Source organism: Cobetia sp. SIMBA_158 (assembly GCF_046566945.1).
GTDB lineage: Bacteria > Pseudomonadota > Gammaproteobacteria > Pseudomonadales > Halomonadaceae > Cobetia > Cobetia amphilecti.
This window is the reverse complement of record NZ_JAWJYL010000382.1, coordinates 1-271: the sequence shown is the minus strand read 5'-3', so window position 1 is coordinate 271 and position 271 is coordinate 1. Positions and strand designations below refer to the sequence as shown.

1 protein-coding gene is annotated in these 271 nt (G+C 53.5%); it reads left to right on the top strand.

What is annotated here, in order from left to right; all coding sequences use genetic code 11:
- Window positions 1–115 precede the first annotated feature (115 nt).
- Window positions 116–271, top strand: a 156-nt coding sequence (locus tag R2R70_RS20380) for a hypothetical protein (protein WP_410978959.1), incomplete at its 3' end; no start/stop codon positions are given.

Here is a 271-nt window from a genome sequence, read left to right as displayed (position 1 = left end):
CCCACAAATACATGAACAAATTTAATGGATGAATGAAATAATGCCATTTTATTTCATGGGATGAAATCCCTATGATGGCTGCCGGATCTTCAATTTCTCTCTGGACGGCAGCTTCATGGTTACGACACACAACCTCGGTTTTCCGCGCATCGGCGCGAAGCGCGAACTCAAGTTCGGTCTCGAGCGCTACTGGAACGGCGAATCGTCGCGCGACGAGCTGAAGGCACTGGGCGCCGAGCTGCGCGAGCGTCACTGGAACGACCAGCGCGAC